At 73.5% G+C, this 13,460-nt stretch carries 14 protein-coding genes; 8 read left to right on the forward strand and 6 right to left on the reverse strand.

Going from position 1 to position 13,460, the window contains the following annotated elements:
• Positions 1-3 precede the first annotated feature (3 nt).
• On the reverse strand, positions 4-1,587 hold the full coding sequence (locus AB0I68_RS18045) for a glycosyl hydrolase (protein ID WP_363178279.1): 1,584 nt from the start codon (positions 1,585-1,587) through the stop codon (positions 4-6).
• 294 nt (positions 1,588-1,881) lie between these two features.
• Here AB0I68_RS18045 and AB0I68_RS18050 point away from each other — a divergent pair, with 294 nt between their 5' ends.
• The 5 genes from AB0I68_RS18050 to AB0I68_RS18070 all read left to right on the forward strand — a co-directional run bounded on the left by AB0I68_RS18050 (position 1,882) and on the right by AB0I68_RS18070 (position 7,279).
• Positions 1,882-3,279 (forward strand): ATP-grasp domain-containing protein, encoded by a 1,398-nt coding sequence (locus AB0I68_RS18050; RefSeq protein WP_363178280.1) that lies wholly within the window; start codon positions 1,882-1,884, stop codon positions 3,277-3,279.
• A gap of 95 nt (positions 3,280-3,374) precedes the next feature.
• The gene (locus AB0I68_RS18055; protein ID WP_363178281.1) at positions 3,375-4,649 is read left to right on the forward strand and encodes an NAD(P)-binding domain-containing protein; all 1,275 of its coding nucleotides are present in this window, start codon (positions 3,375-3,377) and stop codon (positions 4,647-4,649) included.
• 18 nt (positions 4,650-4,667) lie between these two features.
• Positions 4,668-4,910 carry a hypothetical protein gene (locus AB0I68_RS18060; RefSeq protein ID WP_363178282.1) on the forward strand — a complete coding sequence of 81 codons (243 nt, stop codon included), beginning with the start codon at positions 4,668-4,670 and terminating at the stop codon, positions 4,908-4,910.
• A gap of 96 nt (positions 4,911-5,006) precedes the next feature.
• Positions 5,007-7,010 (forward strand): SpoIIE family protein phosphatase, encoded by a 2,004-nt coding sequence (locus AB0I68_RS18065; RefSeq protein ID WP_363178359.1) that lies wholly within the window; start codon positions 5,007-5,009, stop codon positions 7,008-7,010.
• Positions 7,011-7,081: 71 nt separating this feature from the next.
• A complete protein-coding gene (locus tag AB0I68_RS18070) occupies positions 7,082-7,279 on the forward strand; it encodes a hypothetical protein (RefSeq protein ID WP_363178283.1) in 198 nt (65 codons plus the stop codon).
• A 25-nt stretch (positions 7,280-7,304) separates the two neighbouring features.
• Here the strand turns inward: AB0I68_RS18070 and AB0I68_RS18075 are convergent, their stop codons facing one another.
• Positions 7,305-7,748, reverse strand: coding sequence for a DUF6299 family protein (locus AB0I68_RS18075; protein WP_363178284.1), 444 nt, complete (start codon positions 7,746-7,748; stop codon positions 7,305-7,307).
• A gap of 164 nt (positions 7,749-7,912) precedes the next feature.
• Between AB0I68_RS18075 and AB0I68_RS18080 the strand changes: the two genes are divergently transcribed.
• Both AB0I68_RS18080 and AB0I68_RS18085 read left to right on the forward strand, forming a co-directional pair.
• Entirely contained in the window at positions 7,913-8,527 is a 615-nt protein-coding gene (locus tag AB0I68_RS18080; RefSeq protein ID WP_363178285.1) for a hypothetical protein, read from the forward strand.
• Between the two features lie 57 nt (positions 8,528-8,584).
• Entirely contained in the window at positions 8,585-9,076 is a 492-nt protein-coding gene (locus AB0I68_RS18085) for a DUF5949 family protein (protein ID WP_363178286.1), read from the forward strand.
• Between the two features lie 133 nt (positions 9,077-9,209).
• Here the strand turns inward: AB0I68_RS18085 and AB0I68_RS18090 are convergent, their stop codons facing one another.
• Positions 9,210-10,484 carry a cytochrome P450 gene (locus AB0I68_RS18090; protein ID WP_363178287.1) on the reverse strand — a complete coding sequence of 425 codons (1,275 nt, stop codon included), beginning with the start codon at positions 10,482-10,484 and terminating at the stop codon, positions 9,210-9,212.
• A 64-nt stretch (positions 10,485-10,548) separates the two neighbouring features.
• The gene (locus tag AB0I68_RS18095) at positions 10,549-11,703 is read right to left on the reverse strand and encodes a low temperature requirement protein A (protein WP_363178288.1); all 1,155 of its coding nucleotides are present in this window, start codon (positions 11,701-11,703) and stop codon (positions 10,549-10,551) included.
• 230 nt (positions 11,704-11,933) lie between these two features.
• Between AB0I68_RS18095 and AB0I68_RS18100 the strand changes: the two genes are divergently transcribed.
• The gene (locus tag AB0I68_RS18100; protein WP_363178289.1) at positions 11,934-12,155 is read left to right on the forward strand and encodes a hypothetical protein; all 222 of its coding nucleotides are present in this window, start codon (positions 11,934-11,936) and stop codon (positions 12,153-12,155) included.
• A 4-nt stretch (positions 12,156-12,159) separates the two neighbouring features.
• Here the strand turns inward: AB0I68_RS18100 and mscL are convergent, their stop codons facing one another.
• Both mscL and AB0I68_RS18110 read right to left on the reverse strand, forming a co-directional pair.
• On the reverse strand, positions 12,160-12,723 hold the full coding sequence (gene mscL, locus AB0I68_RS18105; RefSeq protein WP_363178290.1) for a large conductance mechanosensitive channel protein MscL: 564 nt from the start codon (positions 12,721-12,723) through the stop codon (positions 12,160-12,162).
• A gap of 123 nt (positions 12,724-12,846) precedes the next feature.
• Entirely contained in the window at positions 12,847-13,410 is a 564-nt protein-coding gene (locus AB0I68_RS18110) for a hypothetical protein (RefSeq protein WP_363178361.1), read from the reverse strand.
• Between the last annotated feature and the right edge of the window lie 50 nt (positions 13,411-13,460).

The following is a 13,460-nucleotide window of genomic DNA, read 5'->3' on the forward strand; positions in this document are numbered from 1 at the left end:
GGTCTACCAGGGCCAGAAGCCGGAGTCCTTGCCCCAGTCGATCTTGATGCAGACCGAGTGATTGCCGAGCAGCTTGGAGAGCCATTCGCCGAAGTTGACCGGCACGCACCACTCCATGCTGTTGGCGGGCGGCTCGGTCGGCTGGGGCTTCGGCACGACCGGGCTGGGGACCGGGCTCGGGACCGGGCTCGGGACCGGGCTCGGGCTCGGGACCGCGCTCGGGATCTCCGGCGACGGGACCGGCACCGGGACGGGGTCCGGATCCGGGCTCACCGGGGTCTCGGGCGACGGAACGGCCGGCGAGGGCACGGGCTCGGGGACGGGGCTCGGGGCCTCCGGCGAGGGCACGGGCTCGGGCTCGGGGACGGGGCTCGGGGCCTCCGGCGAGGGGACCGGGACCTGCGGGCTCGGGATCACCGGGATCACCGGGACCTCCGGCGACGGGATCGCCGGGAGGGGCACGGGGATCTCGGGGGTCGGTACGACCGGGGTCGGGATCTCGGGGGTCGGCACGGCCGGGGTCGGGATCTCGGGGATCGGTACGACCGGGGTCGGGATCACCGGCGTCGGGATGACCGGCGTGGGCACCACGGGGGTCGGGACCGGGTCCGGCCGTTCGGGCGCGAGTGCGGCGCGGAAGGCCTTCGCGGACTGCGGGTTCTGCTTGCACTGCCACACGCCGTGCGGGCAGTAGTCGGTGATGGTGTGGTAGAGCGGCTTGTGCTGCTCGATCCACTTCAGCATGCGCCGTACGTACTCCGGGTTGTCCCCGTGCCGGAACAGCCCCCACTCCGGGTACGAGATCGGTTTGCCGTGCGCTTTCGCGAAATCGACGTGCTGTTGGAGCCCGTACGGCTGGGTGATCATCTCGTCGAAGGTCCGGCCGGGGGCCTGGTCGTACGAATCCATCCCGATGACGTCGACCACGTCGTCGCCCGGGTAGCACTTGGTCCAGCCGATCGCGTCCGTACCGCGGTTGGGAGTGAAATCGAACTTGAAATGCTGGCCGGGGACGGAGCGCATCGTGTTGACGATGCGCTTCCAGTACGCCTTCCAGTTCTCCGGGTCCGGCCCGCAGCGGTGCGTGTACGTGGCGCCGTTCATCTCCCAGCCGAGCACGATCACCGTGTCCGGGACGCCCAGCTGAACCAGCCGCTCGGCGAGCTTCTTGAAGTGCCGGTCGAACTCGCCCTCCGCGCCCGCCCGGATCAGCTGGGCCACCCGGCGGTCGGGGATCCGGTCCTCGTTGTGCTCCTGCATGGGCACGTTCAGGACGAAGAGCCGGTTCGACTTGGCGTGGCGCCACTTGGCCCAGGGCTCAAGGAAGTCGGGGCCCTCGATGTGGGCCCAGCGGTCTCCGGGCAGATAGGTGTGGCCGACCCGGATCTCCTTGCCGCCCAGCCAGCGCGACAGGTGCGGGATCCGGGCGACTCCGGTCGGACCGGAGTCGAGAAAGGCGCCCATGGCGACGCCGGAGCCCTTGGGCTGCTCCGTCGCGGGGGTCGCGAGCGCGGCTCCGGTGGCGAGCAGTCCGGCCGTGACCGTACCGATGCAGGTGCTCGCCAGTCGGCGGTGTGGTCTGGGCATGGCGTCTCCCGAACTTTCCTGAATCGGTGTGCTTGTCAAAGACGTTAGGCATCACATCTGACGAATGGCCTGTCCGGTGACCGCTGCGTAGGCCATTCGCAGCTGCGTATCCTCCCCGCTTGCTCCGACTAGGTGAAAGACACCGTTCCCATGCACGCGTTCGACAGCCATGTGCCCGCTGTAGTGCTCAGACTCGATCGGAATCCGTTCCACCACGGAACCCTCGGCGCCGTCAGATCTCTTGGGCGCAGGGGCGTGGAGGTCCATGCCGTCGTCGAGGCCGGGGGAGGTCCCATGGGGCGCTCGCGCTACCTGCACGCCGCGCATGCCGGGCCGGCCGGTGGGCTGGACCCCGACGCTCCGGAGACGTTGCTGGAGTGCCTGGTCGGGGTGTCCGAGCGGATCGGCAGGCCGGCGGTGCTCGTCGCGATGGACGACCTGAGCGCCATCGCCGTCGCGCGGATCGCGCCGATGCTCGACCGGCGGTTCCGGATCCCCCGGCAGCCCGACGGGCTGCCGGCCCGGGTGGCGGACAAGGCCGAGCTGTCGCGGCTGTGCGCGCGCTGGGACATCCCGCACCCGGAGACCGTGATCCCGGCGACCGGGGCCGAGGCGGCGGAGGCCGCGTGGCGCCTGGGCCTGCCGGTGGTGGCCAAGTGGAGCCGGCCCTGGCTGCTGCCCGCGGGCGGCGGGCTGCGCAGCACCACGCTCGTGCACACCCCCGCCGAGGCGCGGCGCCTGTACGAGCGCACGGGAGAGGCCGGGAGCCGGCTGCTGCTCCAGCGGTTCCTGCCGGCCGGGACGGACACCGACTGGTTCTTCCACGGCGCCTTCACCCGCGGCGGGCGTCCGCTGCTCGCGGGGTCGGGCCGCAAGGAGCTGTCGTGGCCGGTGCGTACGGGGCTGACGGCGGTGGGGCGCTGGCTGCCGGATCCGGCGGTGGAGGAGGCGGGGCTGCGGATCGCGCAGCGGCTGGGCTACCAGGGGATCCTGGACCTGGACTTCCGCCGGGACGAGAGCGGCTGCTTCCGGCTGGTGGACTTCAACCCCCGGCCGGGCGCGCAGTTCCGGCTGTTCACGGATGCGGGCGGGCTGGACGTGGTCCAGGCGATGTACCTGGACCTGACGGGGCAACGGGTCCCGGAGCCCTCGGGCGGTCCGGGCCGGGTGTTCGTCGCGGAGAACTACGCCCTGCTGGCGGCGGTCCGCGGCCGCCGGCTCCCCGGGCGGTCCCCGGCCCGCCCACCGCTCCCGGCCCCCTCGGCATCCGGCCGCACCGGCTCGGCCGCGGCTGCGGGGAGCCCGGCCGGCCGCCTCGCGGACTCCGCACCGGGGCCCGCGGGCCGGGCGGGCCGCCGCGCGGGCCGCGTTCCGGCCCCGGGACGGCCCGGAGCCGGTACGGCCGGGCAGGATCGCGCCGGGGGCGGCGGGCCCGGGCCGGTACGGATGGCGCCGCGGGCGGAGCGGGGCCGGGTGGAGGCGGCCTGGTTCGCCGCCGACGACCCGATGCCGTTCTTCGCGATGCTCGCCGCGTTCCTGGGCCGGGGCGCGGGGAAGGGTGCGCGCGCCCTGCGCGGTGTCCCGGCCCACGGCCGCCGGACGGCCCGTGCGGTGGTCCGGACCCCGCGCCAGCGTGCCCGCGGCCTGACCCCGCCGGCCACCGCCGAACCGGACGAACTGGTGACCAGATGACGCCCGCCGTCCGCCGCCCGCCCGGAAGCGTCCGGGCGGGCGGGAGTGAACACAGGCGGGGAGTCCATGAGACTGGAGGGACAGCGGTGACGCGGATGGACGATCTTGTCGTGGTCGGCGCCGGGCCGTACGGGCTGTCGATCGCCGCGCACGCGGTGGCGGCCGGACTCGGCGTACGGGTGCTCGGGCGGCCCATGGCCTCGTGGCGGGACCACATGCCCGATGGCATGTACCTGAAGTCGGAGCCCTGGTCCTCCAACCTGTCCTCGCCCGACGGCCGGCACACCCTCGCCGCGTACTGCGCCACCCGCGGGCTGGCGGCCGAGCACGGCAGCCCGCTCCCGATCGGCACCTTCAGCTCGTACGGCATGTGGTTCGCGCGGCACGCCGTGCCCGAGGTGGAGGAGGTGACGGTCACCGAGGTCACCCCGCAGGGCGACGGGTTCCTGATCCGCACCGCCGAGGGGCCGCCGCTCCTCGCCCGCACGGTCGCGCTCGCCGTCGGGGTGATGCCGTTCGTCCACCTCCCCCAGACGCTGCGGGACCTGCCCCCCGGGCACGGCTCGCACAGCAGCGGCCACCGCGACCTGGCCCGGTTCGCCGGCCGGGAGGTCGCCGTGATCGGGGCCGGTCAGGCGGCCCTGGAGACCGCCGCCCTGCTGGCCGAGAACGGGGCCCGGCCCTGTCTCGTCGCCCGCCGGTCCCGGCTGAACTGGAACACCGTCCCCCAGCCGCTGGAGCGTCCGGCCCTGCGCTCCCTGCGCGATCCGCACAGCGGCCTCGGCACCGGCTGGCGCAGCTGGGTGTGGTCGGAGGCGCCCTGGGCGGTGCGCCGGCTGCCCGCCCCGGCCCGGGAGCGGATCGCGGCGACCGCGCTCGGGCCCGCCGGGGCCTGGTGGCTGCGGGACCGCTTCGAGCGGAGCGTCCCGGTGCTGCTGGGGCACCGGCTGCACCGGGCGGTGCCGGTGGGCGAGCGGACCCGGCTCGGGCTGACCACCGCGGCCGGGGAGTCCGTCGTTCTGGACGTCGCGCACGTCGTCGCGGCCACCGGGTTCACCCCGCACCTGGGCCGCCTCGAGCTGCTGGACGCCCGGCTGCGGGCCGCCCTCGAAACCGTCGGGGACTCCGGCGCGCCGGAGCTGAGCGCCGGTTTCGAGTCCTCCTGGCCCGGACTGTTCTTCGCGGGGCTGCTGACCGCTCCCTCATTCGGCCCTTCCATGCGATTCGTGCATGGTGCGGGCTTCACGGCGGGGAGACTGGTCAAAGGAGTCCGAAAGCGCCTCGGCGCCCGGGGCAGGCCGACGGGCTCCACCGGGACCGTACGCCCCGACCGGGCCGGTGCCGGGCATCCGAAGACGTCTCTGCGGTGAGGTGGAGAGGGGTCCGCGATGAGTGCGGAGCAGCGAGCACAGGGCCGGGGCTGGGTACGCATCCCCGCCAGCCGGGCGGAGCAGCCCGGCGCGCCCAGGACCGCCTCGCCGTACGCCCCTCCCGCGTACGCGACACCGGACCAGCCGACGATCTACCTCTCCCTCGTCAGGCGTTGGCGGGAGGCCGGGCGCACCCTCCCGGGGCATCCTGACGAGGAGTGGGAGCGGCTGATCTCCCAGCCGTGCTGGCCCGGCCGTTAGGTGGTGTGTCTCTTGGCAGCGGCGGAGCGCGACAGATCCGAGCAGGGCAGCCGGGCCCCTGTGACCGGGCCCGGGGAGCGGCTCGCGCTGAACGGCATGGGCAGCTTCGAGTGGGACCTGGATGCCGGGACCCTGACGCTGGACGAGGCCGGGCTCGTGGTCTTCGACCTCGAGCGGGAGGAGTTCGACGACACCCCGGAGGGGCTGGGGCTGCGGATCCCGGCCGACGACAGCGCCCGGCTGTCGGAATCCACGCTGGCGGCGCTGGACGGCGGCGGGGAGACGTACGGCTCGTACTTCACGGTGCAGCGCCGCGACGGCGTCGACCAGTGGACGCACACGCAGGGCCGGATCCTGCGGGAGGCCGACGGGCGGCCCCGGCGGATCGTCGGGATCGTGCGGGACGCGACGGCCGAGCTCGCGCACGCCACCATCCTGCGCAAGCTCGAGTCGGCGCGGGCCCAGCAGGCCACGATCGTGCAGCGGACGACGGAGGCCCTGTCGCGGGCGGTGACGGTCGACGACGTCACGGCCACGCTGACCGGGGCGGGAGCGCTGGAGCGGCTGGGTGCCGACGGGCTGGCCCTGGGGCTGGTCGAGAACGGCGCCATCAAGATCATCGCGCTGAGCGGGGAGTCACTGGAGATCCTCAGCGAGCGGAGGTTCACCCGGCTGGACGGCTCGCTTCCGCTGTCGCAGGCGGTACTGACCCGCAAGGCGCGGTTCGTCACCTCCCTCACCGACCTGGCGGGCGAGTTCCCGCTGCTCGCGGACTACCTGCGGCGGATCCGCTTCGACGCCGCCGCCTATCTGCCGCTGATCGCGCAGGCCAAGGCCATCGGCGGGCTCGTGCTGTTCTACCGGCGGCGCACCGAGTTCAGCCCGGAGGAGCGCAACCTGTGCCTGGGCCTGGCCGGCATCGTGGCGCAGTCCCTCCAGCGGGCGCTCCTGTTCGACCAGGAGCGGGAGTTCGCGACGGGCCTGCAGGCCTCGATGCTCCCGCGCCGGATCCCGGAGATCAGCGGCGGGGAGATCGCGGTGCGCTACCACTCCGCGTGGAGCGGGCGGGAGGTCGGCGGGGACTGGTACGACGTGATCGCGCTGCCCCGCGACCGGGTCGGCATCGTCGTGGGCGACGTACAGGGCCACGACACGCACGCGGCGGCGATCATGGGCCAGCTGCGGATCGCGCTGCGGGCGTACGCGGGGGAGGGGCATCCGCCGTCGACCGTGCTGGCCCGGGCCTCGCGCTTCCTCGCCGAGCTGGACACCGAGCGCTTCGCGACCTGCATGTACGCACAGGTGGACCTGGAGACCGGCGGCGTACGGGCGGTCCGCGCGGGCCATCTCGGGCCGCTGATCCGGCACACCGACGGGCGTACGGGCTGGCCCAACGTACGCGGCGGACTGCCGCTCGGACTGGCCTCGGTCTTCGAGCAGGAGGACTTCCCCGAGACCCGGCTCGACCTGGTCCCCGGGGAGACGCTGGTGCTGTGCACCGACGGCCTGGTGGAGGAGCCCGGCACCGCCATCACCCAGGGCATGGAGGCCCTCTCCCACGCCGTGCGCAGCGGGCCGCAGGAGGCGGGGGCGCTCGCCGACCACCTCTCGGACCGGCTCTGGGAGCGCTGGGGCTCCGGCGACGACGTGGCCCTGCTGGTGCTGCGCCGGGCCCCCGACCCGGGCACCCACCGGGCCCCGCGGATCCACCAGTACATCCACCAGGCGGACCCGGAGGGCCTCTCGGAGGCCCGCTACGCCCTGCGCCAGGCCCTGCGCGACTGGGGCATGCCGGAGCTCGCCGACGACGTGGAACTGGCGGCCGGGGAACTGCTGGTCAACGCCCTGCTGCACACGGACGGCGGGGCGGTGCTGACCATGGAGGTGCTGCCGGAGCCGGTCCGGCGGATCCGGCTGTGGGTGAAGGACCGTTCCAGTGTCTGGCCGCGCCGGCGCACCCCGGGGGAGGCCGCGACCACCGGGCGCGGGCTGCTGCTGGTGGACGCGCTGGCCACGCACTGGGGAGTGGAGTCCCGGGGTGACGGCAAGGCCGTGTGGTGCGAGTTCGACGTCGCGGGGAGCATGCGGAGCATGGGGTGACCGGCTGCTCACGCCGAGTTGTGGCGTCCCGGGGCCGGAGTGATGATGCGGTCCATGGAACGGACGACCACATGGACCCGGATCCCGCCGTGCACCGGCTGAACAAGCGGCCGGGCAAGGGCGCCACGACCGCTCTGCTCGCACTGCTCCTGCTGGCCGTCGGGGTGCCGGCGGCCGTGCACCGGACGGCGGAGCGCCCGCACACGGATCCCGGCTGCCGGACGGTCGCGTTCATGTCGATGACCGGCGTGGCTCCCGCCTGCCGGTAGCGGCGGCTACCGGGCGCGGGCCGGGTCAGCGGTCCTTGCGCTCCAGCACGACGTCCCGCTCCGCCTGTGCCAGGTAGGACACGCGCAGGGTCATCCCGGAGTGCAGGTTCGCCGACTGGAGCCGGGCCTCCGCGCCGGCCGGACCCGGGTGCACGTCGGGGGTCAGGCGCAGTGAGGTGGTCGCGGACCAGTCGTGCTGCCCTCCGTCGCAGACGGCCTCCTCGCCGCCGAAGCCGAGGCGGGTTCCGTCCTGCACGAGAGTGACCTGGATCTGCACTCCACGGGGTGACGAGGGTGCGCACGTGTAGGTCCCGAAAAGGGTGACCTGGCCGTCTCCGGAGATGTGACCGAATTTCTGTACGGAAATTTCATCGCCCTGGGCCCGGGCGCCGGCGGGGGTGGTCAAAACGGTGGCCGCGGCGAGCGCGGAAAGCGCCGTCACGGCCATTCGGCGGGTGGAAACTCGCATGAATCCTCCATGGGGGGTGGGTCGGCGCAAAAGCGCCGAAACGCATTGTGCTGGCAGATGGCGGGCAACTCCTTCCGTACACCCGTGTCGCTGTGTGCAATTGCCCGCTCGGGCGCGTGAGACTGGCCGAATTACATCCCCGAAGGTCCCCGAAGGGATCGCGCATGCGCCAGTCCGCTTCCGTCCTCGCCGCCGCTCTCCTGCCCTTCCTGCTGTTCGGTGCCACGGCCTGCTCCGGCGCCCCCGAGGGGGCCGCGCTCGCCCCCGCCGCGGCGCCCGCCGTCCCGGTGGACGACGGTGCGCCGGGGGCCGAGGAGGATCCGGCGGCCCTGGCCCCGGCCCCGGGGGCGGTCCAGGCCGCCTCGAAGGATGCCCATGTGGGTGACTCCGTACGGGTGCGCGGCCGCCAGGTGGGCCGGCACCTCCAGGCCGTGCTCACCGCGTACGTCGACCCCGCGGTCAGCGTGGAGAAGGACTACGCCCCGCCCGCCGGCAAGCGCTGGGTGGCCGCCTCGATGTCGTTCGTCAACGTCGGCGGGGCCTCGTACGGGGCCCTCGGACGCATGTGGGCGTACGACAGCGCGGGGGGTCGCCACCCGGTGGTGCCGACCGGTGAGCTGACGACCGGCAAACCGCTCGTCTTCGGTTCCCTCGCCGTCGGTGAGCGGGCCGAAGGATGGGTGGTGTTCGAAATCCCGGAAAAGGCGCGCATTGTGCGTCTCCAGTACCAGGACGCGAACATGCGGGCGAATTCCGGAGAGGGATTCTGGGCGGTGTAGCCCGCTCGGGTGAAAGGCCGTGAAAGGGTGGGGGGAGAGGCGGCTAGGGTGCGGCGCATGACTTCAACTCAAGCCGAAATCGACCGGTCCCAGCTCGGCACCCTTTCGGTGCTCGCCTGGATCGGCGACCCCTCCGAGGGCCACGACATCCCGTATCTGCTCGCCTACACCCTCGGCGACGGACCGAAGGGGCGGGAGGCCGGCGAGGCGGCCGCCCGCGGGCTGCTGGAGGAGATCGGCCTGCCCATCGGTGACGTGGTCATGGACGGCACCCGCAACCCGGCCGCCTTCCCGGTGCAGATCGTGCTGGCGGACAACCAGGTCGCGCTGACCCTCCCCGGGCTGAACGCGACCTGCACCGCCCCGGACGAGTGGGTCGCCGCGGCGAACGAGAGCGGCCAGGCCTACTTCCTGTTCGCCACCCGCGCCTGGCCCGAGGCGGTCCCGGGGCGGCCGGTCGAGCCGAAGACCCTCCAGGAGTTCGCGGGGGACGAGGCCGTGCTCACGGGCAGCGCCCACTGCGTGCTCGCCGTCCGGCGCCTCCAGTAGGGGCCGCGCACGGGTGTGTCCACGCACTGCGCCGGGCCCACCCGCCCCGCCCGTCCCCCCGCTCCGGCCGCCGGGCCCCAGCCCGCCCGGTGGCCGGTTCTCCGTGCCGGGGCCCGTCGCCGAATGCGGGGCCCTACGGGCGTTCGAAGGCGAAGCGGAGTGAGCGGACCCGGTTGTCGAAGTTCGACCCCGCAAGGTCCGGCAGCCCCACCGCCCGCAGCCCGACCGGCCGGGTCAGCAGTTCGCGGAACAGGGCTTTCATCTCCACCCGGGCCAGGTGCGCGCCCAGGCAGAAGTGCGGGCCGCCGCCGCCGAAGCCCAGGTGCGGATTGGGCGAGCGGGTGATGTCGAAGGCGTCGGGATCGGGGAAGACGGCCTCGTCGCGGTTGGCGGACGCGTAGTACAGCACCACTTTGTCGCCGGGCCGGAACAGGTGCCCGCCCAGGGTGTGTTCGGCGGCCACCGTCCGGCGGAACTGGATGATCGGTGTCGAGTGCCGGATCATCTCGTCCACCGCGCCGTCCGCGTACGTCTCGAAGTCCCCGAGCAGCAGGTCCCGTTGTCCGGGGTGGTCGGTCAGCAGGGTCAGCCCGTGCGTGATCGCGTTGCGGGTGGTCTCCACCCCGGCCACCATCAGCAGTGAGAAGAACGCGCCGAGCTGGCGGGCGCCCAGGGCCTGTCCGTCCACGTTTGCGCAGACCAGCGCCGAGATCAGGTCGTCGGTGGGGTTCTTGCGCCGCTCCCGCCCGATGCCCGCGACCATGCGCTGCATCCGGGCCAGGGCCCGCAGCCCGCGCCCGGGCATCCGCAGCCTTGAGGCCAGGCCCCGCTCGACACCGATGTTCTCCGAGGCGTGGTTGACGCGGTCGGCGATCTCGGCGCGGTAGCACTCGGGGATGCCCATCATGTTGCAGATGACCTCGAGCGGCAGCCGGGAGGCCACCGCCGAGACGAACTCGTCGGGCTCGCCCTCCAGTACGTCGTCCACGATCCGGGCGGCCACCGCGTGGATGTCCTCCTCGGCCGCCGCCAGCAGCCGCGGCGTGAAGGCCCGCTGCACGATCTTGCGCAGCTGGGCGTGGTCCGCACCGTCCAGGTTGACCATCGAGTCCCCGAACAGCGCCCGCACCCACCGGGCCGGCTCGGGCGTGGTCACCCCGGGCGCGCTGGCGAACACCTTGGGGAGCCGGCTCGCCTCCTGCACGTCCGCGTGCCGTACGAGGGCCCAGTGCCCGCGGCCCTTCCCCTCGGGCACGTAGATCGGGGAGTCCAGCGCCCGCAGCCGGGCGAACGCCGCGAGCCGCGCGGCAGGGGGCTGCTGCCAGAACGCCGGGTCGGCGAGCTCCCCGTACTCCGCCACCGCCGGGCCCGAGCCCGTGTCCGCGTACCGCTGTACCGGGACCTTCATCGTGTCTTCTTCCTGTCGCCGGCGCGCTCGCCGGGGCCGCCGCGGCGGTCGCCGCCCGCCGTCCTCACGCACCAGAACGCTCGTGCTGCGCCAAGGTCACGCCCACGGCGACGGTGGCCGCGGCGACCAGCCCGGCCCACAGCACCGCCAGCCCGCCGGTCCACGCGCAGGCGAGGATCACCAGCGCCGCGACCGGCAGTACGAGTTGCTGGGCCGTACCGCGCTTGAAGTGGCGGGAGTGCAGCAGCCAGACGAAGGCCAGGAACAGCGCCGCCGGCACGGTCACCGAGAGATTGGCGGAGAGCGCCGAGATGTGGGCCTTGCCGACAGCGTGCTCGATCGCCACTTCGATGCCGGCCCCGATGGCCGCGGCCGATGCGAAGATCACGAAGTGCCCGTACCCCCACGGGATGGCCTCGCGGTTGCTCCGCAGCCGGTCGTGCGCGGGGACGGCGAAGTAGATCCACCAGGCCGCGAAGACCAGCAGCAGCCCGCCCGCCGCGATCGGCAGCAGCTCGCCCAGCGCCTCGTGCTCGTCGATCGCCGACTGGACCGCGACCGTGCTGGCGGCGATGGTCTCGCCGAGCACGATGATAGTGAACAGGCCGTACCGCTCGGCGATGTGGCGCGGATGCCACTGGGTCTGGTAGCCGCGCTCGGCGATGACCGGAACCAGCAGCTCCGCCATCACCAGCACCAGGAACAGCCACCTGCGGGAGTGCTCGGGGGCCGCGAGCAGCGCCGTCCAGCCGGCCTGGCAGACCACCAGCCCCGCCGCGTAGGTGAGCGCGCAGCGCCGGGCGGCGCCCTGCTCCCCTGCGGCGGCGCGCAGCCACTGCACGGTGAGCGCGAGCCGCATCACCAGGTAGCCGCCGACGGCGATGGTCCAGTCGTTGTCGTTGAAGGCGCGCGGGATCCCGGCCGAGTAGATGAGCACACCGGCGATCTGCACCAGGGTCGCGAGCCGGTACGGCACGTCGTCGACGTCGTAGGCGGAGGCGAACCAGGTGAAGTTCATCCAGGCCCACCACACGCCGAAGAACACGAAGAGGTAGCCGGTGATGCCGGCGCCGACATGGCCCTCGGCGAGCGCGTGGACCAGTTGCCGGCCGGCCTGCGCCACCGCGACGACGAAGCAGAGGTCGAAGAACAGCTCCAGCGGGGTCGAGGCCCGGTGGCCCTCGTCCCGGCTGCGGGAGGTCATTGGTACGTACGTCATACCGCCAGGACAGCAGCCGTACGCCGGTGGGCAGGCGAGGCGCGCGGCCTGCCGGGCGGCGGAACCTCCTGGCCTGCGCACGGTGGGGGAGGCGAAGGGGCAGGCGCTCGGGTGCGCTCGCAGCGCCGGGAGACCTACCAGCCCGGTGCCGCCACCGGTGACCGGCGGCCCGAGTGCGAGGAAGGGCGCGGGACCGCAGGCCCGGCCGGGGGCGGCCGTACCCTGGAGGCATGAGCACCGCCCCCGCCTCCGACCCGCAGTCCTCGCAGCCCGACTCCCGGCCCGAGGGTGCGCCCGCGGCGAAGCCCAAGCCCCGGCTCGTCTTCGACGACCCGCTGGACCAGCAGTCCTCGGACGACACCGACCGCGGATGGGGCGAGCGGCCGCCCGCCGGCGGGAGCGCCGCAGACCTGGCGCGCTTCCTCGACGAGAAGCCGCCGCACCACCTCTGACCTGCTAGTACCCCGAACCGGGCCCACCGGAGAAGCCGCCCTGGCCGCCGTAACCGCCGTGGCCGCCGTAACCGCCCCCACCGCCCTGACCGCCTTGGCCGCCCTGGCCGTTCTGAGCGCGCTGGGCGATCAGCTCGTCCCGGATCTCCTTGAGGACCACCAGCTCGGTGATCTCCATGGTCTCCTGGACGCCTTCCTTGGCCCGGCGGCGCTGCTCCATCTTGGCCAGGTACTTCGCCATCGGCAGCACCATCAGGAAGTAGACGACGGCGGCCGTGATCAGGAAGGTCAGTGCGGCGTTCAGCACCGATCCCCACAGGATGTTGACGCCGATGGCGTCCCCCTTCGCGTCGATGCCGCAGGGGCCCTTCAGGCAGGACGTGTAGCCGTCCAGGCTCTTCGTGCCGACGGCGCCCACCAGCGGGCTGATGATCCCCTTCACCACCGAGTTCACGATGTTCGTGAACGCGGCGCCGATGACGACCGCCACCGCCAGGTCGACCACGTTGCCGCGCATCAGGAAGGCCTTGAAGCCCGCCAGGACGCTCTCTTTCTTCTTCTCGCTCACCACTGAGCCTCTCTTCGAATCCGCCAGACATGGAGCCAACGGTTCCGAAAGCTACGGCAGTCCGGGCGCGGCGTGTCCAATCGGTGCCCGGCTTGTGGTGACTTGACCGCACGCCCGCCCGGTTCAGCACAACGTCACCGCCAGTCGTGCCACGGCGCCCGCCCCCACGAGAGCCCGCGCGGTGTCCCGGGGCACCGACAGGACCACCAGCGCCCCGCCGTCCCCAACGCCCTTCTCCGGATCGGGCACTTCGACGACCCGGGCCCCCGCCGCCACCACCCGCGGTGGCCCCGCGCGCTCCGCCGCGACCACGTCCACCCGGTCCCCGGGACGCAGCAGCCGCACCGTCGCCGCGTCCGCGATGCGGACCGGCGCCGACACCCACCGCACCGCCGCAGGCGGTGGTTTCACCTCCGGCGGCGCGGCGCCCCGCGAAGCCTGCGCCTCCGTCCCGCCCACCACCGCCAGCGCGGCCGCCAGGACGGCCAGCCCGGCCGATGCGGCACGCCGCCGGCGCCGTACGGCACGGCGCAGCCGGTCTCCGCCCCGGCCGACGCGAAGCGGGGGAAAGGGCGGTACCGGGCGCGCAGGGGGACACGTAGAGGGAGCGGAAGGAGCGGAAGGAGCGGAAAGGGCGGAAGGGGCGGAAGGGGCGGAAGGAGAAGAGACGTACGAGGTCTTGGACATGACGGCCACCGCCAGCGAGTCGATTTCCGGTGCCCGGGCCCAGCGCCCGG

The organism is Streptomyces sp. NPDC050448, assembly GCF_040655295.1.
GTDB lineage: Bacteria > Actinomycetota > Actinomycetes > Streptomycetales > Streptomycetaceae > Streptomyces.

Excerpts from the sequence above, each read along its gene's own strand:
- AB0I68_RS18095 (WP_363178288.1), bottom strand. The coding sequence starts at position 11,703 with ATGACGTACGTACCAATGACCTCCCGCAGCCGGGACGAGGGCCACCGG.
- AB0I68_RS18075 (WP_363178284.1), bottom strand. The coding sequence starts at position 7,748 with ATGCGAGTTTCCACCCGCCGAATGGCCGTGACGGCGCTTTCCGCGCTC.
- AB0I68_RS18055 (WP_363178281.1), top strand. The coding sequence starts at position 3,375 with ATGGACGATCTTGTCGTGGTCGGCGCCGGGCCGTACGGGCTGTCGATC.
- AB0I68_RS18050 (WP_363178280.1), top strand. The coding sequence starts at position 1,882 with ATGGGGCGCTCGCGCTACCTGCACGCCGCGCATGCCGGGCCGGCCGGT.
- AB0I68_RS18065 (WP_363178359.1), top strand. The coding sequence starts at position 5,007 with ATGGGCAGCTTCGAGTGGGACCTGGATGCCGGGACCCTGACGCTGGAC.
- AB0I68_RS18080 (WP_363178285.1), top strand. The coding sequence starts at position 7,913 with ATGCGCCAGTCCGCTTCCGTCCTCGCCGCCGCTCTCCTGCCCTTCCTG.
- AB0I68_RS18070 (WP_363178283.1), top strand. The coding sequence starts at position 7,082 with ATGGACCCGGATCCCGCCGTGCACCGGCTGAACAAGCGGCCGGGCAAG.
- AB0I68_RS18100 (WP_363178289.1), top strand. The coding sequence starts at position 11,934 with ATGAGCACCGCCCCCGCCTCCGACCCGCAGTCCTCGCAGCCCGACTCC.
- AB0I68_RS18110 (WP_363178361.1), bottom strand. The coding sequence starts at position 13,410 with ATGTCCAAGACCTCGTACGTCTCTTCTCCTTCCGCCCCTTCCGCCCCT.
- AB0I68_RS18090 (WP_363178287.1), bottom strand. The coding sequence starts at position 10,484 with ATGAAGGTCCCGGTACAGCGGTACGCGGACACGGGCTCGGGCCCGGCG.
- AB0I68_RS18085 (WP_363178286.1), top strand. The coding sequence starts at position 8,585 with ATGACTTCAACTCAAGCCGAAATCGACCGGTCCCAGCTCGGCACCCTT.
- AB0I68_RS18060 (WP_363178282.1), top strand. The coding sequence starts at position 4,668 with ATGAGTGCGGAGCAGCGAGCACAGGGCCGGGGCTGGGTACGCATCCCC.
- AB0I68_RS18045 (WP_363178279.1), bottom strand. The coding sequence starts at position 1,587 with ATGCCCAGACCACACCGCCGACTGGCGAGCACCTGCATCGGTACGGTC.